This window comes from Streptomyces hebeiensis, from assembly GCF_052983195.1.
Genome location: NZ_CM129812.1, coordinates 3979274 through 4000299, shown reverse-complemented (window position 1 = coordinate 4000299; position 21026 = coordinate 3979274). Strand labels below are relative to the sequence as shown.

The 21026-nt window shown below is 71.6% G+C and carries 21 protein-coding genes, 1 tRNA gene and 1 pseudogene; 15 read left to right on the top strand and 8 right to left on the bottom strand.

Annotation, left to right across the window (positions count from 1 at the left end):
* Window positions 1-46: 46 nt before the first annotated feature.
* Both ACU6P3_RS17425 and upp read right to left on the bottom strand, forming a co-directional pair.
* Window positions 47-1132 (bottom strand): annotated as a pseudogene (locus ACU6P3_RS17425) (AI-2E family transporter); the annotation flags it as partial.
* Window positions 1133-1289: 157 nt separating this feature from the next.
* Complete coding sequence (gene upp / locus ACU6P3_RS17420; protein ID WP_030744069.1) at window positions 1290-1928, bottom strand: uracil phosphoribosyltransferase; 639 nt, start codon at window positions 1926-1928, stop codon at window positions 1290-1292.
* Between the two features lie 270 nt (window positions 1929-2198).
* Between upp and ACU6P3_RS17415 the strand changes: the two genes are divergently transcribed.
* The 4 genes from ACU6P3_RS17415 (at window position 2199) to ACU6P3_RS17400 (ending at window position 4041) form a co-directional block, all read left to right on the top strand.
* Complete coding sequence (locus ACU6P3_RS17415; protein WP_447197932.1) at window positions 2199-2453, top strand: hypothetical protein; 255 nt, start codon at window positions 2199-2201, stop codon at window positions 2451-2453.
* A gap of 404 nt (window positions 2454-2857) precedes the next feature.
* On the top strand, window positions 2858-3400 hold the full coding sequence (locus ACU6P3_RS17410) for a tRNA adenosine deaminase-associated protein (RefSeq protein WP_447193121.1): 543 nt from the start codon (window positions 2858-2860) through the stop codon (window positions 3398-3400).
* Between the two features lie 56 nt (window positions 3401-3456).
* Window positions 3457-3885 (top strand): tRNA adenosine(34) deaminase TadA, encoded by a 429-nt coding sequence (gene tadA, locus ACU6P3_RS17405; RefSeq protein ID WP_447197931.1) that lies wholly within the window; start codon window positions 3457-3459, stop codon window positions 3883-3885.
* A 68-nt stretch (window positions 3886-3953) separates the two neighbouring features.
* A tRNA-Ser gene (locus ACU6P3_RS17400) sits at window positions 3954-4041 on the top strand.
* A 461-nt stretch (window positions 4042-4502) separates the two neighbouring features.
* On the opposite strand, the gene ACU6P3_RS17395 is transcribed toward ACU6P3_RS17400, so the two are convergent.
* Window positions 4503-5312: an SDR family oxidoreductase gene (locus ACU6P3_RS17395; RefSeq protein ID WP_447193120.1), complete on the bottom strand. Its 810-nt coding sequence runs from the start codon at window positions 5310-5312 to the stop codon at window positions 4503-4505.
* 101 nt (window positions 5313-5413) lie between these two features.
* On the opposite strand from ACU6P3_RS17395, the gene ACU6P3_RS17390 reads away from it, so the two are divergent.
* The 3 genes from ACU6P3_RS17390 (at window position 5414) to ACU6P3_RS17380 (ending at window position 7097) form a co-directional block, all read left to right on the top strand.
* A complete protein-coding gene (locus tag ACU6P3_RS17390; protein WP_447193119.1) occupies window positions 5414-6349 on the top strand; it encodes a helix-turn-helix transcriptional regulator in 936 nt (311 codons plus the stop codon).
* A complete protein-coding gene (locus tag ACU6P3_RS17385; protein WP_447193118.1) occupies window positions 6307-6489 on the top strand; it encodes a hypothetical protein in 183 nt (60 codons plus the stop codon). Before ACU6P3_RS17390 ends, ACU6P3_RS17385 begins: the two co-directional genes overlap by 43 nt.
* Before the next feature lie 140 nt (window positions 6490-6629).
* Window positions 6630-7097, top strand: coding sequence for a YybH family protein (locus ACU6P3_RS17380; RefSeq protein ID WP_447193117.1), 468 nt, complete (start codon window positions 6630-6632; stop codon window positions 7095-7097).
* Between the two features lie 43 nt (window positions 7098-7140).
* On the opposite strand, the gene ACU6P3_RS17375 is transcribed toward ACU6P3_RS17380, so the two are convergent.
* Together ACU6P3_RS17375 and ACU6P3_RS17370 are read right to left on the bottom strand one after the other, a co-directional pair.
* On the bottom strand, window positions 7141-8169 hold the full coding sequence (locus ACU6P3_RS17375; protein ID WP_447193116.1) for a helix-turn-helix domain-containing protein: 1029 nt from the start codon (window positions 8167-8169) through the stop codon (window positions 7141-7143).
* A gap of 72 nt (window positions 8170-8241) precedes the next feature.
* Window positions 8242-9297: an alpha/beta hydrolase gene (locus tag ACU6P3_RS17370; RefSeq protein ID WP_447193115.1), complete on the bottom strand. Its 1056-nt coding sequence runs from the start codon at window positions 9295-9297 to the stop codon at window positions 8242-8244.
* A gap of 539 nt (window positions 9298-9836) precedes the next feature.
* On the opposite strand from ACU6P3_RS17370, the gene ACU6P3_RS17365 reads away from it, so the two are divergent.
* The 4 genes from ACU6P3_RS17365 (at window position 9837) to ACU6P3_RS17350 (ending at window position 12605) form a co-directional block, all read left to right on the top strand.
* Window positions 9837-10001, top strand: a complete 165-nt coding sequence (locus tag ACU6P3_RS17365) for a hypothetical protein (RefSeq protein WP_344281629.1) — start codon at window positions 9837-9839, stop codon at window positions 9999-10001.
* Between the two features lie 44 nt (window positions 10002-10045).
* Window positions 10046-10339, top strand: coding sequence for a Dabb family protein (locus ACU6P3_RS17360; protein ID WP_447193114.1), 294 nt, complete (start codon window positions 10046-10048; stop codon window positions 10337-10339).
* Window positions 10340-10545: 206 nt separating this feature from the next.
* On the top strand, window positions 10546-11487 hold the full coding sequence (locus tag ACU6P3_RS17355; protein WP_447193113.1) for an RNA polymerase sigma factor SigF: 942 nt from the start codon (window positions 10546-10548) through the stop codon (window positions 11485-11487).
* 233 nt (window positions 11488-11720) lie between these two features.
* Entirely contained in the window at window positions 11721-12605 is an 885-nt protein-coding gene (locus ACU6P3_RS17350) for an RNA polymerase sigma factor SigF (RefSeq protein ID WP_030744087.1), read from the top strand.
* A gap of 164 nt (window positions 12606-12769) precedes the next feature.
* Here ACU6P3_RS17350 and ACU6P3_RS17345 read toward each other — a convergent pair whose 3' ends face one another.
* The gene (locus ACU6P3_RS17345) at window positions 12770-12979 is read right to left on the bottom strand and encodes a hypothetical protein (protein WP_030744089.1); all 210 of its coding nucleotides are present in this window, start codon (window positions 12977-12979) and stop codon (window positions 12770-12772) included.
* Between the two features lie 292 nt (window positions 12980-13271).
* Here ACU6P3_RS17345 and ACU6P3_RS17340 point away from each other — a divergent pair, with 292 nt between their 5' ends.
* The 4 genes from ACU6P3_RS17340 (at window position 13272) to ACU6P3_RS17325 (ending at window position 18329) form a co-directional block, all read left to right on the top strand.
* Complete coding sequence (locus tag ACU6P3_RS17340) at window positions 13272-13733, top strand: MarR family winged helix-turn-helix transcriptional regulator (protein WP_447193112.1); 462 nt, start codon at window positions 13272-13274, stop codon at window positions 13731-13733.
* 195 nt (window positions 13734-13928) lie between these two features.
* Window positions 13929-16499, top strand: coding sequence for an MFS transporter (locus tag ACU6P3_RS17335; protein WP_514414748.1), 2571 nt, complete (start codon window positions 13929-13931; stop codon window positions 16497-16499).
* Between the two features lie 386 nt (window positions 16500-16885).
* Window positions 16886-17713 carry a YceI family protein gene (locus ACU6P3_RS17330; protein ID WP_447193110.1) on the top strand — a complete coding sequence of 276 codons (828 nt, stop codon included), beginning with the start codon at window positions 16886-16888 and terminating at the stop codon, window positions 17711-17713.
* Window positions 17714-17858: 145 nt separating this feature from the next.
* Entirely contained in the window at window positions 17859-18329 is a 471-nt protein-coding gene (locus ACU6P3_RS17325; RefSeq protein WP_344281606.1) for a PPOX class F420-dependent oxidoreductase, read from the top strand.
* A gap of 69 nt (window positions 18330-18398) precedes the next feature.
* Here the strand turns inward: ACU6P3_RS17325 and ACU6P3_RS17320 are convergent, their stop codons facing one another.
* Together ACU6P3_RS17320 and ACU6P3_RS17315 are read right to left on the bottom strand one after the other, a co-directional pair.
* Window positions 18399-19265, bottom strand: coding sequence for a TetR/AcrR family transcriptional regulator (locus tag ACU6P3_RS17320; RefSeq protein WP_447193109.1), 867 nt, complete (start codon window positions 19263-19265; stop codon window positions 18399-18401).
* Window positions 19266-19483: 218 nt separating this feature from the next.
* A complete protein-coding gene (locus ACU6P3_RS17315) occupies window positions 19484-20980 on the bottom strand; it encodes an MFS transporter (protein WP_447193108.1) in 1497 nt (498 codons plus the stop codon).
* Window positions 20981-21026: the final 46 nt, after the last annotated feature.

Sequence of the window (21026 nt, the reverse complement as noted above, 5' to 3'; positions counted from 1 at the left end):
TGCCCGTACCGGGACAGCCCGGCCCACCGGACCCCGTACCGGGGTGGCCGGGGTCGGCGCCGGGACCGCCCGGCCCGTCATGACGTTCGTGCCCGTCGTCGCCACCGCCGTCCCCGTACCGCCGTCGCAGCTCCGAGAGGACACCGAACGCGGCGGCCGTCAGCGGTACGGCGAGCAGCATCCCGAGGATCCCGGCGACGGTCGCGCCCGCCGTGATCGCGAGCATCACCACGGCGGGGTGCATCTGGACCGTACGGCTCTGGACGGCCGGCTGGAGCACGTGCCCCTCCAGCACCTGCACGGCGAGCACCACCCCGAGCGTCCAGAGCCCGATCACCCAGCCCCGGTCGGCGAGCGCGACCAGCACGGCGACGGCGCCCGAGAGGAACGCGCCGAGGTAGGGGATGTACGCGCCGACGAACACCAGCGCGCCCAGCCCGACGGCTCCCGGCACGCGCAGGACGAGCAGCCCCACGGTGATGAGGACGGCGTCGATGAGCGCGATGACGGTGGTGCCGCGCATGAACCCCTCGACGGCCTCGAAGGCGCGGCGGGCCATGGCCTCGACGGTGGCGGCCGTGTGGTGCGGGGCGAGCGACTTGAGGGCGCGCAGCGTGCGGTCGGAGTCGCGCAGGAAGAAGAACATGAGCAGGAGCGCGAGAACGGCGGTGGCGATCAGCTCGCCGACGACGCTGATGCCGGTGAGCACGCCGGAGGCGGCGGTGGCACCGAACTTGCCGAGCAGGCTCTTGGCGTTCTTCAGCAGATCGTCGAGCGAGGTCCCGGTGGCGCCGAAGTGCGAGGTCACGCTCGTGGCGATCTGCCGCAGGGACGCGACGATCTGGTCTCCGGTGTCGAACAGCGCGCTGACGACGATGTATCCCGCGCCCCCGACGACGGCCACGACGGCGACGCAGGTGAGCGCGGCGGCGACCGAGCGGTTCACCTTGACGGCCACGAGCCGGCGGTGGAACGGCCGGAGCAGGGCGGTGCCGAGGAGAGCGAGCAGGACGGGGGTGACGGCGGTCTTGAAGGTCACGCACAACCAGATCGCCACGGCCCCGACCCCGGCGACGAGCAGTACGACGCCGCACCAGGCGGCGAGACGGCGAACGCTCTCGGGCAGCAGCACGTCTCCACCCGACCACGGCCCGCACGGGGTGTCCCCCGGACCTCCACCGCGCGAGTGACCCCGGCGACCTGCCGCGAGGACGGGCCGGGTCCCTGGGAAACGACCGCCCAGCGGCGCCCCGCCCGCCCGGCAGCCCCGTCAGTACTCCGCGGTCCCGTCAGAACCCCGCGGTCCCGTACATCCGGTCCCCCGCGTCGCCCAGCCCGGGCACGATGTACCCGTTCTCGTTCAGCCGCTCGTCCACCGCCGCCGTCACGACCGTCACCGGCGTCCCCGCCAGCTCCCGCTCCATCACCTCGACGCCCTCCGGCGCCGCCAGCAGGACCACGGCCGTCACATCGTCCGCGCCGCGCTTGATCAGCTCCTGTATGGCCGCGACGAGCGTTCCGCCAGTCGCCAGCATGGGGTCGAGGACGTACACCTGACGGCCCGAGAGGTCCTCGGGCATACGGCTCGCGTACGTGGACGCCTGGAGCGTCTCCTCGTTGCGGATCATGCCGAGGAAGCCCACCTCGGCCGTCGGCAGCAGCCGGACCATGCCGTCCAGCATGCCGAGCCCGGCCCGCAGGATCGGGACCACCAGGGGCCGGGGGTGCGAGAGCTTCACGCCGGTCGTGGCCGTCACCGGGGTGTCGATGTCGACCTGTTCGGTCCTGACGTCCCGGGTGGCCTCGTACGCGAGCAGGGTCACCAGCTCGTCGGCGAGCCGCCGGAAGGTGGGGGAGTCGGTGCGCCGATCGCGCAGCGTGGTGAGTTTGTGCGCCACCAGCGGGTGGTCGACGACGTGAATCCGCATGCCGACCACAGTAACCGGGGGCCAAGACCGTACGCGCTGCGACCAAGGCCCGAAATCCGCATCAACCGCCCGCCGGGAGGGAAGGTGAGAAAGCCTACGGACGCGGCCGGGGGTGGGGAGATGCCGATGCCGGACAACGAGCGACGCGTCGAGGGCGGGCGCACCGCCCTCGACGGGGCAGGGGCCGGGGAGAGCGGGGCCGAGGCCGCGGGGCGGGTCGGGCACGACACCGGGGACAGGGCGTCGAGCGGGAGCGCGACGGAAACCCCGGTGCCCGCGGAGATCCCGGCACCTGCCGACGCCGGCAGCCGGACCGAGCCGGAGACGCGGACGGAGACGGGGACCAAGGAGGCCGTGGCCGACGCAGAGACCAAGACCGAGACCGAGACCGAGCGGCGCCGCAGGCGTGCGCAGTTCCTGCGGGAGCTGCACGAGGCGAAGGCGCTGCGCGAGCGCGTGAAGCCGCGCAAGGCCCGCACCGCGCGCCTGCGCCAGCAGATGCGGATGCGCACCTTCCGCTGGTGATCCGGCCCCGGCACCGGCCGGGCCACCACCGGGCCACCACCAGGCCGCCCCTGTGTCGCCGCCAGGTACCACCGGCCACCCCGCGCCAAAAGGCCGCCACCCTCAACACCCTCGCCGCCCGTTCCGGCTGTCGGCCACACGCGCGAGCCACGCCGGGACGCGCGGGCCATGTGTGGACGATGTGCGAGGCGCGTGTACGGTCAGCTCACGGCCCTCGCCCGATCCCGGGGCCGCAGTGAGGCCGTCCGGCGCCAGGTCCGAACAGGGAGCCAAATTAAGGTGGCTCCCCGACGCAACGCCTGAAGACCTCTCGCGAAGCGCTCGTTTCTGCCACGATTCCGAGTGGGCGGGGCGGGACAGCGCACCGCCGGATCGTCACACCTCTGACCAGTGGGAGAGTCACGGTGTACTTCGCCGCACTGCTCGCGCGCACCGAAGACGGGTGGGAAGCGAGCGATACAGAGCTCGACGATGTGGAGACCCTGGCCGATCTGGCCGACCTGGCCCGCGAGGCCTCGGTGGACGAGGACACGGTCCTCGTCTTCATCGAGCAGGAGGACGCCTGGTTCGGCATCGTCCGTGTGGAAGGCGAGGACGACCCTCGTATCTACGTCTCCGACGCGGCCGCGGCCGCCCGCTCCTCGTACGGGGAGATCCTCATCGACGAACTGATCGACAAGGACAACGACCCGGCCGACGACCTGGACACGCTGGACCTCGACGGTACGGAGGACGGCGAGCCGGGCGGGGCCGACGACGAGTACGCGGACACCGGCGACGGCCTCGCGGCGGAGGGGGAGACCGCGCCCACGGGCGCCATCGGCGACCGGGAGATCCTGGCGGACCTCGGGCTGTCCGGGGCCGAACTGCTGGCGCTGGAGTCCGACGCGATGGCCGAGATCGCGGAAGCACTGGGGGCCGCCGACGTACTGGAGACCGTCCGCTAGTGCTCCCCCCGCACACCCCGGCGCCCGATCCGGTACGGGAACCCTGGCGGGCGTCCATGCGCCGTGCCCTGGACGAGGCGGCGCGTGCGGCCGGGTCCGGTGACGTACCGGTCGGGGCGGTCGTGCTCGACCCGGCCGGGCAGCTGATCGCCACAGGCCACAACGAACGCGAGGCGACCGGCGACCCGACGGCCCACGCGGAGGTCCTCGCGCTCCGCCGGGCGGCCGGCCGCCTCGGTGCCTGGCGGCTGACCGGCTGCACGCTCGTGGTGACGCTAGAACCGTGCACGATGTGCGCGGGGGCGATCGTCCAGTCCCGGGTGGACCGCCTCGTCTTCGGCGCGCTCGACGAGAAGGCGGGCGCGGCCGGCTCACTCTGGGACGTCGTACGGGACCGCCGGCTCAACCACCGGCCCGAGGTGATCCACGGCGTACTGGCCGAGGAGTGCGCGGGGCTGCTGACGGCGTTCTTCCGCGACCGCTGAGGCGCCCGCGCGGGCGGCCCCGGATACCGATTTCGAACCACGGCCCACCTTGGGCTAGGATCTCTCCCGGTAGCGTGTCCGAGCGGCCGAAGGAGCTCGCCTCGAAAGCGAGTGTGGCGCAAGTCACCGAGGGTTCAAATCCCTCCGCTACCGCCAGAGGAAACCGCCCCTGACCTGTAAAAGGTTCGGGGGCGGTTTTTTGGTATCCGCTTGTACCCCACGCTTTGTGGCACAGCCTCCTTCTGCCGGGCCGCCGGGGTCAGCTCCGCGTGCCTCGCCGGGGTCGTTGACGACACAGCCCATGGCCGAGCCCCAGAGCGGAAATCACCCGCGATCCGTCGGAACGAACCACAACCGGGTGTCGATCCGTAGTGCTCTCCGCAGGTGGCCGCAGCGCGCGAAGGTGCGGCCTGGTGAGCGACGCCGTGACTGCCGAAACCCTCGGCGGGCGATGGCTGACCCGATCGCGCCCTGCAGTCCGAGGAGACCGTTGGCCAGGACGAAGACCACGATCGGGAGGTACGTGTGCGCCAGACCGGTGGGGGCGCCCATCTGGTCGAGCAGCGTCGCGGTCTTCTTCTCCTACTGCTATCGCGGTGGGCGCCCGCCCTTCGTGCTCAGCCGAGTGCGGTGGGAACGACCGTCAGCTCGGCGATGTTGACCCGGGCCGGCACCGCCACCGAGTAGGTGATCGCGTCGGCCACGTCTTCGGCGGTGATGGTCGTGATGGCAGACCGCATCTCGTCCAGTCCGACCCGAGTGGCCTCGTGGGCCATGCCGGCGCCGAGCTCGGTGACGGCGAAGGCCGGGTCGACGGACCGCACCCGTACGCCGCGAGGGCCGAGCGAGGCGCGCAGATTTCGGGTCAGCTGAGTGACCGCCGCCTTGGTCGCGCCATAGACCGGATAGTCGGGGAAGATCACCTCTGCCGCGGTCGAGCCGAGGTTCACCAGATCCGCGACACGTCCGGCTTCGGCCGCGGCGAGCAGGTCGGCCATGAACACCCGGCCGGTCGCCAGCAGACCTCGAAGGTTCACGTCGATCATCTGGTCCCACTCGGCCGCGTCCGCCTCGTCGAACGGCGCACCGAGCATCACCCCCGCGTTGGCGACGACCAGGTCGGGCCGGCCCAGACCGGCGCGGATCGTCGACGCGGCGGCGGCCAGCGCGGCAGGGTCGGTGACATCGACCGCGAGGGGCAGGACGTCGGCGGAGCACTCCTCCCGCAGGGTCGCGGCGAGGTCGTCCAGCAGCCCGGATCGCCGGCCGAGCAGAGCGACCGCCGCCCCGGCCGCGGCGAAACGGCGTGCGGTCGCGGCGCCGATCCCGGCACTGGCCCCGGTGATCACCGCGATCCGCCCGGCGAGCAGACCCGCGGGCACACCCGCGGCGGGCAGGGAGAAGTCGTTCGAAAGGTTGTCTGTCATGAGGCCGAGCATGCGCGGTGGGCCGGAGGCCAACCAGGGCGGTCCTGTCCAGGGTGCGCCACACCCAGGTGACCGATCGCGAGCGCGGCTACCGTAGCGGCATGGACAGTGACAACCCGCTGGGCGAGTTTCTCCGGGCCCGGCGAGAGATGATCAGCCCGGGCCAGAACGGGCTGGTCTGGTCGGGCCGGCGCAGGACGCCGGGCCTGCGCCGGGAAGAGGTCGCCCAGTCGTCCGGAGTCAGCACCGACTACTACGCCCGGCTGGAACAGGGAAGAGAGAAGCACCCTTCCGCACAGGTGGTGCACGCCCTGGCCCGCGCCCTCACATTGAATCCCGAGGAAACGGCGTACCTGCACCAGCTGGCACGAACGGCTCACGGCCCCGTGCCGCGAGGTGGCGGTGTGGCCGTCGCGCCGAGTCTGCTGCGCTTGATGGACGGCTGGCTGCACACACCCGCGTTGATCCTCGACCGACGGCTGGATGTGCTGGCCGGCAACCGCCTCGGGCGCGCCCTCTTCGCCGGAATGCTGGAACAGGGCGAGACCAACCTGGTCCGGTTCACCTTCCTGAACCCGGCCGCCCGGGACTTCTACCCCGACTGGGAGCGGGTCGCCAGGTCAGGGCTCGGGGCCCTGCGCGCGGGCAGCGGCGACCTGGTGAACGATCCCCGGCTCACCGAACTGGTCGGTGAACTGTCCCTGAAGAGCGCGGAGTTCCGCACCCTGTGGGCCCGGCACGATGTACGGGGCAAGGCTCATGAGGTCAAGTCCTTCAACCACCACCAGGTCGGCGAGCTCACCCTGGCCTACGACTCGTTCACCATCGCCAGTGCGACGGACCAGCAGCTCGTCGTGTACCAGGCCGAGCCGGGCAGTGTTTCCCAGCAAGCCCTCGCACTGCTCGGCACCGTGGCCGCCGACCTGCCCGCCTTGCCACCCGTGTCACTGAGTGACTCGGCCGCGACTTCGGAAGCGATGACGACTGCGGCGCCGTGTTCGTCATCGAGGACCTCGACAGCTACTGGGAGGACCTGACGCATCCGGCGCACACGCAGACCGACCGGCTCGGTATGCCGCTGGTCGAGAAGTACGACTCGTACGACACCGTCGACGACGACCCGGAGATGGGCGCGAAGATCCGTGAGAGCACGTGTCTTTCCGGCTCAAGCCGCTGAGAATCCCGCTCGACGTACCTGATCTTTTCGGGCGCGGAATCCGCGAAGCCGCGGGCCTTACCGGATGGTGCGGCCGTCCCGCGCATGGGTGGGTGCGACGGACCCTGCCTGAACCTCGCCTTCGGCCTTAGCGTCGAGTCATGAACGATGAACAATTGGTCGCGGACCTGCACAGCCGGTGGGTGTTCGGTTGGGAGCGCGATGAGGGGGACGCGCCGTTCGACTTCCGGCGTACCTTCGGTGCGTTCTACGACTTCAGCTCTCCAGACGTCCGCCTCTATGACGACTTCGACCCCGAGCAGCGTGTGGCGACGACGGCCGCCGGGTACGGCTCGATCTGGGAACCCGCCTTTCGCGGGATGATTTCCGCGCATCATGCGGTCGACGAGGGCCCGCATGTCATCGCCGACCACACTCTGGCCGCGTCCACCCTGTCGTTCGTGGCACGGATCACCATGCCTGACGGCGCCACGGACATCCGTACCACCACCTCGCTGGTCTGGCGCCGGACGCCGGACGGCTGGCGGATCGTCCGCGAACACAACTCGACCAAGGTCCTGCCCGCGGGAAGCCTCGACGGCATGCTGCCGACGCACGAGGCTGCCTGACTCCGTGCGCCCCGGCTCGCGCTGCGACTCGCCGAGGCGCTGGTCAGAGCCCATGGGTGCGGTGCAGTCGCCACAAGGTGAGGGCGAGCTGGAGACGCAGCCGCCCCTGCGGGTCGTGCACGGACCAGCCGAGCCGGCGTTCCGCCTGCGCCAGCCTCCCCTGCAGCGTGGAGTGGTGCAGGGTCAGTTCGGCCGCCGCCGTGCGCAGGCTCATGGCGAACGCGAAGGAGTGGAGCGTACGGGCGGCCCACGGAGCGGACGCGACGGCACGCTGCAGTGCCCGTACGTCCGGAATCGGTTCCGTTTCCGGGCCGACCGTTCCCGCCAGCGGGGCGAGGCCGCCCAGCTCGTCCGCGTACACCGTCCGGGGGCCCGGGTCCCGGTCCGTGCCCTCCGCGGTGAACCGGAGGGCGGTCCTGGCCGCGACCGCCGATTCCGGCAGGTCGAGCACGGGCACCGCCGGGCCGATACCCGCGCGCAGGCCCTCGGCCGCGGCGGCACGCCCGCCCGGGACGGGCACCGCCTCGACCAGGAGCGCGGCTCCGGCCGGGGCCACGACGCGGGCCGTCGCCGTGGCCCGCAGGCCCAGCAGACGGGCGGCTCGCCGACGGGCCGGTTCCGGGGCGGAACGGTCCAGCAGCACCTCGACCGAGGCCGGATCGGCGCTCCGGTCTTCCGCCGGAACCCGGCCCCGCGTCCGGTCGAGGACCTCGCGGGCGGCGGCCGAAGCCCGCTCCAGCACCATCGCGTGCACCCCGTCGGGCGGTCCCGGCCGCTCCAGCCACAGCGCCGGGGCGCCGCCCGGCACCAGCGGGGCGGCCATCCACACGGGGTCGACCGGCCCGGCGCCCTCCCGGCGGTCGGTGCGTACGCCGTCCGCGGTGACACGGACGTGTACGCCGCGCTCCTCGTCCACCAGCCGGGCCGGGCAGCCGGACAGCACCGCGGCGCCCCGCACCAGTGATTCCAGGCTCGCGCGTCCCTCGACCAGGCGGTCGAAGTACGCGATCACCCGGAGCGCCGCGCCGGCGTCCGGGTCGAGCGCCGCCAGCTTGCCCGCGAGCTCCTTCACACCGCTCATCCTGCGTCTTCGGTCCGGGGATGCCAAGCGCCCCCGGCCGACCCGGCTCGCCGTCCGGCCCCGTCAGACCCCGAGCAGCCTCCGCAGCCAGAGCCCCTGTGCGTTGCGGGCGTCCTGGGAGACCGCCGCCTGCGGGACCAGACCCTCGAATCCGTGGAACCCGCCCGGCCACACATGCAACTCGGCCTGGCCACCCGCCTGCCACAGCCGCACGGCGTACGCGACGTCCTCGTCCCGGAACGTCTCCGCGGAGCCGACGTCGATGAACGCGGGGGGCAGCCCGGACAGGTCCGTGGCCCGGGCCGGAGCGGCGTACGGGGACACATCGGGGCCACCACGCCGCTCGCCCAGCAGAGCCGTCCACCCCATGTGGTTCGCCGCACGGTCCCACACGCCGAGACCGGCCATCTGCCGGCTGGACGGGGTGTCGTTGCGGTCGTCGAGCATCGGACACAGCAGCATCTGCCCGGCCAGGGCAGGTCCGCCCCGGTCACGTGCCAGCAGCGCGACGGCCGCGGCGAGACCGCCCCCTGCGCTGCCGCCGGCCACCACGATCCGGTCGGGGTCGATCCCCAGCTCCGCGGCGTGCCCGGCGGTCCAGAGCAGCCCGGCGTACGCGTCCTCGACCGGCGCCGGATGCGGGTGCTCGGGGGCCAGGCGGTACTCCACCGACACCACGACCAGGCGCAGTTCCCGCGCCCGGTCGAGCATGGTCTCCAGGCCGGTCCTGTTGTCCCCGAGGATCATTCCGCCCCCGTGGATGTTGTAGAGGGCGGGCAGCGGCGTGTCGGCGGAGACCCCGGCGGGCCTGCAGATGAGCAGGGATATGTCCGCTTCACCGGCCGGCCCCGGCACCGTACGCTCCTCGATGTCGAAGGCACCGTCCTGCCGCAGGTCCTCGTCCGAGGGACGCGACGCCCCGCCGCCCTCTCGCAGCGCGGGAAGGTCCTCCAGCCGGAACGCGGTCGGCAGCTGCTTGACGATCACCTCCAGCCCGGCCGCCAGTTCGGAATCGAACGGTGGCGGCGGCCCGACGGGACGGTCCTTTACATCGACGGGCTCCCCTACCCGGGTTGTCCCGGATGCTCCGGACACGTCGGCGGACGGAACAGCGTTCATCGGCTCTCCCCGGCTCGCGGCCACACCGTCGTGGCCGATGCGGCCATGCTGCCTCCCGGCCGAAGACCGCGGGCAGCGCCGTCCGGCGGGCAAGACCCGCCGGACGGCGGGTGCCGCGACGTCGCGGAATGCCGTTCCCGCGCTGGGAATGGGTCAGGGGGAGCGGCGTCGGGGGGAAGACGGGCCGCTCCCCCTGATGAGAACCGGGCCTGTGGCCCACGCCGCGACCAGGGGAAGAAACCGGGCGCGGGCCCCGCAGTGGAGGCCGGTTCCTCGCCGGCGGATCCCTGCCGGATCCGCCGGCTCCCTTCCAGCGTGCGCTCCCCCGCGGCGTACGCCACCCGGCGAAGGACCTCGGGCGGCAGGACCTTCGTCCTCAAAACGGGAAGAGGGCTGCTCCGGGAGATGAGAAGGGGCGGCCCGGACCGTCCCCGGGGAAGAGGGCCGAAGGGTATGCGTGGACGGCCCTCCGGTCCCGCACGTTCATATGGTTAGACTCTCGCGACCGCACACGGGTGCCAGGGGGAGGAAGCGGGCGGATGGCGCAAGCGAGGAAGATCGTGCTCTACGCGGTCGTCGTGTTCGTCCTGTACACGATCATCACATCCCCGGACCGGGCAGCCGACCTCGTCGGGGTAGGGTTCGAGGGCATTTCGAGCGCCGCGCAGGGTGTCGGCGAGTTCATGACCGCGCTGGTCAACTAGGCCCGGCCGCCCCGCCCCGGCAAGGCAAGGCCCGAGGAGCCCCCTTGATCCGTCACCTGGTCCTTTTCAAGCTCAATGAGGGCGTCTCGCGCGACGAGCCGCGCGTGGTCGCCGGCGCGCAGGCGTTCGAGGAGCTCGGCGCGCAGGTCCCGGAGGTGGAGTTCTGGGAGTGCGGCTGGAACGTCAGCGACCGGCCGATCGCCTACGACTTCGCCATCAACAGCGCGGTCGCCGACCGCGCCGCGCTCCAGCGCTATCTGGACCACCCCGCCCACCAGGCGGGCGTCGGACAGTGGCGTGAATTCGCCACCTGGGTGATCGCCGACTACGAGTTCTGACCGCGCCCCGCACCGCCCCCTCTCCAAGCCCCACACCCTTCCGTGTGGGGCTTTCGGGTTTAATCCCGAAAATTGCCACCACAGCGCCGCCAACACGGATTTAGCAGGTGCTTGCACACACTGGACATGTCTTGTGATGCTATGACCGCTTTTGACCGATGAGACGGACGAGTTGACCTAGTCGACCACAAAGGGGTGGCGTGACCGTGCCGGCCAGTACTACGCCCCACCTGTCGCCCCGGACCGAGACCGCCCCCTCCTCGGCGCCCGACCCCTCTACGAGCCCCTCGGGGAGCTCACCCGCGACCGCCCCCCCAGACCCTCCCGCGGACCCCCCCGCCCCCGCCGCCACGGCTCCTGCCGCCACGGCCCCCACCGGACAGGCCCGGGGCGCCGACACCAGGGCCCTGACCCAGGTACTCTTCGGCCGGCTCAAGCACCTCGAACCGGGCAGCGACGAGCACACCCGGGTACGCGGGGCGCTCATCGAGGCGAACCTGCCGCTGGTGCGCTACGCCGCCGCCCGCTTCCGCAGCCGCAACGAGCCGATGGAGGACGTCATCCAGGTCGGCACGATCGGCCTGATCAACGCCATCGACCGGTTCGACCCGGACCGGGGGGTGCAGTTCCCCACCTTCGCGATGCCGACCGTCGTCGGCGAGATCAAGCGGTACTTCCGGGACAACGTACGGACCGTCCACGTACCGCGCCGGCTGCACGAACTGTGGGTCCAGGTCACGGGCGCGACGGAGGACCTGACCACCGCGCACGGCCGCTCCCCGACGACGGCGGAGATCGCCGAGCGGCTGAAGATCTCCGAGGAGGAGGTGCTGGCCTGCATCGAGGCGGGGCGGTCGTACCACGCGACCTCCCTGGAGGCCGCCCAGGAGGGCGACGGTCTGCCCGGCCTGCTGGACCGGCTGGGCTACGAGGACCCGGCGCTGGCCGGGGTCGAGCACCGCGACCTGGTCCGCCATCTGCTCGTACAGCTGCCGGAGAGGGAGCAGCGGATCCTGATGCTCCGTTACTACAACAATCTGACGCAGTCGCAAATCAGCCAGGAGCTGGGCGTCTCCCAGATGCACGTGTCACGACTGCTCGCCCGAAGCTTTGCGCGATTGCGATCCGCAAACCGAATCGAGGCATAACCCTCTCGGGTATATCCACCCTCCTTTCCTCCCCTCCACCAAAAGGCAGATAACACCCCATAATCGGGCGCTTCCCGCTCTTACTTGTCGACAAGTCACTACAGCGTGTTGCCGACATGTGACATTCTGCTGGAACCGTGTTTGCCGCAGGCCCACAGCCGGTATTCAGGTGGAGGCTGCGTTCCTCCGACGGGAGCGGCCGACGCGACCGTCCGCGACCTCAAGGGGGTGGCATGTCCGAAGAACAGGGCAGCTCGAAGGTGCTCACGCTCGCGAAGAGCTCTCCAGAGCCCCATGCTCTCGACGCTCTCGACTCTCTCGCCCATGTTGTGCAGCCACGCGAGCCCCAGCCGGAAGCCATCGACACGCGCACGCTGTCCCGCTCCCTGTTCCTGCGGCTCGCCGTGCTCGACCAGGACAGCCCGGAGCGCACGTACGTACGCGACACGCTCATCGAGCTGAACCTGCCGCTGGTGCGCTACGCAGCCGCCCGCTTCCGCAGCCGCAACGAGCCGATGGAGGACATCGTCCAGGTCGGCACGATCGGTCTGATCAAGGCGATCGACCGGTTCGACTGCGAACGGGGCGTCGAGTTCCCGACGTTCGCGATGCCGACGGTCGTGGGTGAGATCAAGCGGTTCTTCCGCGACACCTCGTGGTCGGTGCGGGTGCCGCGCCGGCTCCAGGAGCTGCGCCTCGCGCTCACCAAGGCCAGTGACGACCTGGCGCAGAAGCTGGACCGTTCGCCTACCGTTCCCGAACTCGCCGCCGTGCTCGGCGTGTCGGAGGAGGACGTGGTCGACGGCCTCGCGGTCGGCAACGCGTACACGGCCTCCTCGCTGGACTCGCCCTCGCCCGAGGACGACGGCGGTGAGGGCTCGCTCGCGGACCGGCTGGGGTACGAGGACATGGCGCTGGAGGGCGTCGAGTACCGCGAGTCGTTGAAGCCGCTCCTCGCCAAACTGCCGCCCCGTGAACGGCAGATCATCATGCTGCGCTTCTTCGCGAACATGACGCAGTCGCAGATCGGCGAGGAGGTCGGCATCTCGCAGATGCATGTCTCCCGGCTGCTGACCCGCACGCTCGCGCAGCTGCGGGAAGGGCTGATCTCGGACTGAGCGGACCACGGACCCCGCCCGCCGCCCTCACGTGGGCGGCAGCTCGGGCGGGGTTTCGCGTAGGCAAGTCCCGCGTGACGACCCGTTCCGCGTGGCGAGCGGGTTCCGGCGTACGGGGCCCGGCGGCCAGGGCCCGACGACCCGGGGGCGGGGTCCGGCGCCGGTCAGCCGAGGGCCAGCCAGCCCACCACGGCCAGGATCGCGATGACCGCGACCACACCGACGATCAAGCCGACCTTGGGGCCGCCGCTCTGCTGCGCGGGCTGGGCGCGCTGCGGCTCGCCGTCGTCGACGAACGCACGGAACATCTGAGTGCTGCCCGCGGGGTCCGGAGTACCCTCGGGGCCCTGTGGGGCATGGGAGTTGTGTGCCATACGCCAGGACCCTAGCGAATGCGGCGCCCTCGCCCAACGTCGGCCCATGGCGGTCCGGCGCTCACGGCTCACTCCTCACGGCACCCCCCGTGCGCGCAGAGCCTCATACGGCCTCGCCCGGACCCCGCGCAATACGCCGCGCACGCCCCGCGCCGGGTATTGACCCCACCCATGCGAAGGCTTTTGGGTTCCTTTACTCCGGAGAGCCCGATTTAGTTTGCCTGTGGCAACCAACAGCTTCTATGGTTTTGTGGTTGCCCTAAGCAACAAGATTCTCTGGACCGGAGGGGCCATGGCCGCACAGAGCCAGTACGCGGAACTCTCCCGGCAGCTCAGCGCCGTCGGTGTCGTCAAGCGAGGGCTGGCCCGCATCCTGCCCGCCGAGTGCCCGGGGGGCTCGGCCGCCGTGCTGAGCCTGGTGGAACAGCACGGCGAGATGCGGATGAGCCGGCTCGCCGAGCTGCTCGCCGTGGACATGTCGGTGACCAGCAGACATGTCGCGCACACGGCGGACCGCGGCTGGATCGAGCGGCTGCCCGACCCCTCCGACAAGCGCTCGCGCATCCTCCGGATCACCCCGGCGGGGCGGGACCTGCTCGGCGAGCTGGCCCGGCGGACGACCGACATGTTCGCCACCAGGCTCGCGGACTGGACGGACGAGGAGGTCGGACAGCTCAACAGCCTGCTGGGCCGGCTCCGCACCGACTTCGGCGACTGCCGCGACCGGCACTACGAGAACCAGTCGCGGCAATGAAGAGCAGGAACCGCAGGGTCCGCGGCCGCCGCACGGGGGCCGCGGGCACGCAGACGTCTCGTACACCCGTACACCAACGCGATAAATCGACGTAAGACAAGGAACTACATGGCTACGACCACACCAGCCGGTGTGCGGGGCGGCCACGCCAAGCACGGAGGCGGCGGCCACGCCCCTGCCGCGCCCGGCGCGCCGATGACACACCGACAGATCATGGAAGCGCTCTCCGGACTGCTCCTGGGCATGTTCGTCGCGATCCTCTCCTCGACGATCGTCTCCAACGCCCTCCCGGAGATCATTTCCGACCTCGGCGGCGGCCAGAGCGCCTACACCTGGGTGGTGACGGCGTCGCTGCTGGCGATGACGGCGACCACTCCGCTGTGGGGCAAGCTCTCCGACCTCTTCAGCAAGAAGCTCCTGGTCCAGATATCCCTGGTCATCTATGTCGCGGGCTCCGTGGTGGCCGGCCTCTCGCAGAGCGCCGGGATGCTGATCGCCTGCCGCGTGTTCCAGGGCATCGGCGTCGGCGGGCTCTCCGCCCTCGCCCAGATCGTGATGGCCGCGATGATCTCCCCGCGCGAGCGCGGGCGGTACAGCGGCTACCTCGGCGCGACCTTCGCCGTCGCCACCGTCGGCGGCCCGCTGCTCGGCGGTGTCATCACCGACACGTCGTGGCTGGGCTGGCGCTGGTGCTTCTACGTCGGCGTGCCGTTCGCCGTCATCGCGCTGGTCGTGCTCCAGAAGACCCTCAAGCTGCCGGTCGTCAAGCGCGACGTGAAGGTCGACTGGACGGGCGCCTTCTTCATCAGCGCGGCGGTCTCGCTGCTGCTGCTCTGGGTCACCTTCGCCGGTGACAAGTACGACTGGGTCTCGTGGCAGACCTACGCCATGGTCGGCGGGTCGATCCTGCTGGGCGCGATCTTCGTCTTCGTCGAGACCAAGGCGAGCGAGCCGATCATCCCGCTGCGGCTGTTCCGCAACCGTACGATCACGCTGGCCTCGCTGGCCTCGCTCTTCGTCGGTGTCGCGATGTTCGCGGGCACCGTCTTCTTCAGCCAGTACTTCCAGCTGGCGCGCGACAAGTCGCCGACGATGTCCGGCGTGATGACGATCCCGATGATCGGTGGCCTGTTCGTCTCGTCCACCGTCTCCGGCCAGATCATCACCAAGACGGGCCGCTGGAAGGCCTGGCTCGTCAGCGGTGGTGTGCTGGTGACGGCGGGCCTCGGCCTGCTCGGCACTATCCGCTACGACACCCCGTACTGGCACCTGGCCGTTTACATGGCGCTGATGGGCCTCGGCATCGGCATGATGATGCAGAACCTGGTCCTGTGCACGCAGAACCAGGTCTCCCCGCAGGACCTCGGCGCGGCCAGCTCCGTCGTCACCTTCTTCCGCTCCCTGGGCGGCGCGGTCGGCGTCTCGGCGCTGGGCGCGGTGCTCGGCAACCGGGTCACCCACTACGTGAAGGACGGCCTGGCCGAGCTCGGTCCGCAGGGCGCGGCCCTGGGCCACGGTGGCACCGGCGGCGGGGGCATCCCCGACCTGGACGCGTTGCCGGCCCCGATGCGCCACGTCATGGAGGTGGCGTACGGACACGGTGTCGCCGACGTCTTCCTCTTCTCGGCCCCGGCGGCTTTCCTGGCCTTCCTGCTGACGCTGTTCATCAAGGAGGTCGCGCTCAAGACGCGGGCGGGCGGCGAGTCCGAGGCCGCGGCGCCGGCACAGGCGGCCCCCGCACAGGTTGCCCTGGCGCGGGAGTCGTCGGCACAGGTTGCCCTGGCGCAGACGTCCACGGCACAGGAGTCCCCGGCGGGGTCCGGCGGCGCGGAGGCGGTGGCGTCCGTACCGGCCGCTGTCGCCGCGACAGCCGGGGCCGCCGGAATCGGCGCCGAGGCGACCCTCGCGCCGGAACACCTGCGTGTGAACGACGCCACAACGCAACAGACGACGCAACAGGCCCCGCAGCAGATGACCCGGTCGACGCCGCCGGCGCCGGGCACCTCCGCCGTGCACGGCCTGGTGCGCGGCTCCGAGGGCGAGGCCGTGCCGCGCGCGGCCGTCACCCTGATCTCCCTGGCCGGCCGCCAGCTGGCCCGCGCGGTCGCGCAGCACGACGGCGGTTACGTCCTGGACGCGCCGGGCGCCGGCAGTTACGTCCTGATCGCCTCGGCCGACGGCTTCCAGCCGCAGGCGTCCACGGTGGTCGTCGGGGACGAGCCGCTCTCGTTCGACATCCTGCTCGCCGGTACGAGCGGACTCGCCGGTACGGTCCGGTCCGCCGACAGCGGGCAGCCGATCGAGGGCGCGATGGTGATCGTCACCGATGTGCGCGGCGATGTGCTGGCCACCGGGACCGCTTCGGCACAGGGCGAGTTCGCGTTCGGCGAGCTGATACCCGGTTCGGTGACCGTCGCGGTCAACGCCGCGGGCTACCGTCCGCTGGCCCTGCCGGTGGACATCGGCGGCCAGGGCGTCACGCGCGTCGAGGCGGCCCTCCGCTCCGGTGCGCAGATCCACGGCACCATCAGGGCGGGCGCCGGGCGCCGGCCCGCCGCAGACGCGCGGGTCACGCTGATCGACGCGGCCGGGAACGTGGTCGCCACCGCGACGACCGGGGACGACGGGGCGTACGGCTTCGCCGACCTGGACGCGGGCGAGTACACGGTCATCGCGACCGGGTACCCGCCGGTGGCGGGCTCGGTGTCGGTCACGGGCAGCGGGGTCGACGGCCACGACATCGAGCTCGCCCACCCGGGCGAGTAGGCGGCGTCCGGGGCGCGGTGCCGCGGCCCGCGGTGCTCGCGGCCGCGGCGACCGTCACGGATAAGGCCGCTGGGCGGCAACGGCGTTCTGTAGCGGAGACGGCGTGCCGGCCCAGTACGGAAGAGCCCCGGTGGCGGGGACGGCGGGCAGGGGACAGCCTGCCGCCCCGCCGGCCGGGGCTCGCCGTTTGGCGGGCTCGCTGATTGACGGGGCTCGCGGTTGGGGCTCGCCGTTGACGGCCGGTCCGGCCGTGCCCTATGGCCCGTTAGCGGTGGATGTGGCCGGTGGGCCGAGCGTGATCAGCGTGGTGAATGTGACAGGAGCATCGATGCTTCGGCGGATCGGTGCTATCAATGCGATCTGGGGAGAGCAGGGAGATGACCGGGATGGGACTTCAGGGACACGTACGGACACGCGACGGCTGGGCGATCCAGCACGCGATCGTGACCATGACCGATATGAGCGGCGCCCAGGTGCTGCGCGCCACGGCCGACGAGGAGGGCGCGGTGCGCGACGGCTCGGCGCTCGCGCCGGGCCCGTACACCGTGGTCGTCACGGCCGTCGGCTACGCCCCCGCCGCCTCCACCGCGCTGGTCACCAGGACCGGTCGCGCGGACCTGGGCACCGTGGTGCTGACCCGGCAGGGCGGCGCCGAACTGCCGGCGGCGGGCGCGTGGAGCATCGACCCCGCGCACTCGTCGGTGGGCGCGGTGGCACAGCACCTGGGCATTTCCAGCGTGCGCGGGCGGTTCACCGAGTTCGGTGGCCGTATCGACATCCTCGACACGGGCAGCGGCCACGAGCGGGCGTCGGTCGAGGCGGTCATCAGCGCGGCGTCCATCGACACCGGCAACGGACTGCGCGACAAGCACCTGCGGTCGCCGGACTTCCTGGACGTCGAGCGGTATCCGGAGATCACGTACAGCGGTACGGGACTGACCCCGGCGGGCCCGGACCGCTGGACGGTGCACGGGCGGCTGTCGCTGCACGGCGTCGTCCGCGACGTGGACCTGGACCTGAACTACCTCGGCACGGGCCCCGACCCGTGGGGCGGCGTGCGCGCCGCCTTCCACGCGACGGCGGAGCTGCACCGCGAGGACTTCGCCATCAACTACAACCAGGTCGTCCGGGCGGGGATCGCGGCGATCGGGACGACGCTGCGGGTGGAGCTGGACATCCAGGCGGTGCGGGGCGAGAGCCTGCCGGAGGTCTGAGCTCCGGCTCTGGTTCCGGCCGTGGGGCGTGGGGCCAGGCCGTGGGGCGTGAGGCCAGGCCGTGGGGCCAGGCCGTGGGGCCAGGCCGTGGGGCCAGGCCGTGGGCCTGGGCCGCGATGTCAGGCCCTGGCGTTAGGCTGCGGCCATGGCACCGAACATCGCGACGAACACGGTTGTCGACCTCGACGGGCTGCTGGAGTTCGTACGTCCCCGGCACCGGGCGATCCTGCTGACCACCCGCTCCGACGGCCGCCCCCAGGGCTCCCCGCTCTCCTGCGGGGTCGACGACTCGGGCCGGATCGTCATCTCCACGTACCCCGAGCGCGCCAAGACCCGGAACGCGAAGCGGGACGAGCGGGTGAGCGTGATCGTCCTGTCCGACGACTGGAACGGGCCGTGGGTGCAGATCGACGGCACGGCCGAGGTGATCGACTCTCCCGAGTCGGTCGAACCGCTGGTCGAGTACTACCGCAACATCGCCGGCGAGCACCCGGACTGGGACGAGTACCGGCAGGCGATGGTGCGTCAGGGCAAGTCGATCATCCGCGTCACGCCCACCCGGTGGGGCCCCCTCGCCACCGGCGGCTTCCCGGCCCACCTGGCGCCCCAGGACTGAGGTCCGGCGGCCCGGACCCGTAAGAGGTCGCGAGAGGTCGCGCGGCGCGAGGCGTGGGCACGCCGGCCGTCAGTCGCGGGAGGAGTCCCGGTCGCGCATGGTCTCGATGCCCGTGATGATGAGCTCCAGCGCGAAGGTGAAGTCGCGGTCACGCATCTCCTCCACCGTGTCCCCGCCGCGCGCCGCCATCAGCTTGTCGGCGTTCTCGAAGGTCCCGTGGTACTCCGGCTGCTCACGGACGGTTCCCATGGCCAGCCGGAAGTACTCGTCCTGGCTCAGGCCCGCGTCGGCGCAGCGCTGCACGAAGTGGCCCTCGATCGTGCCGAAGCCGTACACGAACTGGAAGACCGCCGCGAGCCCGCTCATCCGGTTGCCCGGCGCGAGCCCCGTCCTGTTCATGACCGCCTGGACGGCGGCGGAGAAGGCCATCGAGTGCGGTCCGATGTTCAGGTATTTACCGATGAGCGGGGAGACCCACGGGTGGCGGACCAGCACCGCCCGGTAGTTGGTGGCCAGTTCGCGCAGCTGGTCGCGCCAGTCGGCCTCGTCGTCCGTCAGGTCGGGTGCCCGGACCTCGCCGAAGACCTCGTCCAGGGCGAGTTCCAGCAGGTCGTCCTTGGTGTCCACGTACCAGTAGAGGGACATCGCGGTGACGCTCAGTTCGGCGGCCAGCCGGCGCATGGAGAACTTCTCCGGGCCGTCCGCGTCCAGCATCCGTACCGTCGTGGCGGTGATGCGCTCCCGGTCGAGCCCGGTCGTCGTGTGCGCCTGCGGCTGCACGGACGCCCGGCCCTCGTCGGCGGCGCCTCTGCGGCCGCGTGCCGCCGGCTTGCCCTCCAGCCAGACGCTCGTACGGACCGGACGCCTCGCGCCGTCGGCTTCGGAGCTGCCGGCATTGGCGCTGTCGGCATTGGCGCTGTCGGCTTGCGACACCATGGTGAGCCTCCTCGGTTCCTCGCGGCCGGCCGCACACCGTAGCCCCTGCGTTACGAACGCTCCCCCACGCGGCGGACAGCCGGCGCCGGACGCCGGGCGACGGACCACGAACGCGGGGCGGCGGGCGACGCGAGCCGGACCGCTTCCGATGCTATGCCTCACGCACGGAGCGGATCCGGCCGCTCCGCCTGCTACGCCTGCCCCGCTCGTCTTGTCCGCTACGTTCGTTCCGCCCGCTCCGCCCTGCGCAGCAGCAGCGCCGCGAGCAGGCCGCCCGCCAGTACGGCCACGGCCCCGGCCAGTTGGCTCGTCTCCAGGCTGTCGGCGAACGCGTCGGCGATCCGCAGCCGTTCCGCCTCCCCGTCCGCCGCCGCCAGCGCCGCGGGCAGCGACGCGGCGCCCACGGCGGCCGGCACCAGCGCGGCGAAGCGCGAACCGAGCACGGCGCCCAGGACGGCCACCCCGAGCCCGTTGCCGAACTCGGCCAGCGTGCCGTTGATCCCCGCGCCGACGCCCGCCTTCTCCGGCGGGATCGCGCTCATGATCGCGTTGGCCATCGCGGGCATCGACAGCGCCACCCCGGCGCCCATCACGACCAGGCCGAGCAGCATGCCGCCGTACCCGTGCGCCCCGAGTACGGCGATCACCGCGAGTCCCGCGGCGATCAGGGTCATGCCGAGGGCGATCGTCCCGGGCGTGCCGGTCCTCGAGACCAGCCGTGCCGCCACCCCGCTCAGGTTGAGGAGGATGACGGTGACCGCCAGCGGAGCCGTACGCAGGCCCGCGTCCAACGGCCCGTACCCGAGCACGAACTGGAGGTGCTGCGTCAGCAGGAAGAGGGAACCGGCCATGCCGAAGGCGACGAGCACGACGCCCGCGACCGCGCCGACGAACCGCTGGTCACGGAAGAAGTGCAGGTCCAGCATCGGGTACGGGACGCGCAGCTCCCAGGCCGCGAAGGCGCCGAGGACGGCCAGTCCCACGGCGGCGGAGAGCAGCACCCGGCCCGACGACCAGCCCTGTTCGGGCCCGGCGATGATCGCGTACACGACGGCCGTCATGCCGATCGTGGAGAGCAGCGCGCCGAGCAGGTCCGGCCGGTTCCCCTGCCCGGTCCTCGACTCCGGTACGAGGGCGACGACCGCGACCAGGCCGATCACCGCGACCGGCAGGTTGATCAGGAAGATGGCGCCCCACCAGAAGTGGTCGAGCATGACCCCGCCGATCAGGGGGCCGGCGGCGAAGCCGAGGGAGCTGACGGTCGACCAGATGCCGATCGCCTTGACGCGCTCGGTGTCGTCGAAGATCTGGACGACCACGGCCAGGGTCGTGGTCATCAGCAGCGCGCCGCCGACGCCCATACCGGCGCGGGCGGCGACGAGCTGTCCACCGGACTGCGAGAAGGCGGCGACGAGGGAGCCGATGCCGAACAGGGCGAGGCCGGCGACCAGCAGTTTCTTCCGCCCGTACCGGTCGGCGGCATTGCCCGCGGTGAGCAGCAGGCCCGACTGCACGAGCGAGTACGCGTTGATCATCCACTGGATGTCGGCGGTGGAGGCGTTCAGCTCCCGGGTGAGGGAGGGGATCGCGACGCTGAGGACGGTGTTGTCGAGCAGCACGGTGAGCTGCGCGAGACAGATGACCGCGAGGATCAGCCACCGCTGGGGGTGGCGGGTACGGGTGGCCGCGGGGTGTCCCGCGGAGGTCGCCGTCATGAGCACAACTCCTTGTACGGTGTACGGGACGTTTCCCATACACCGT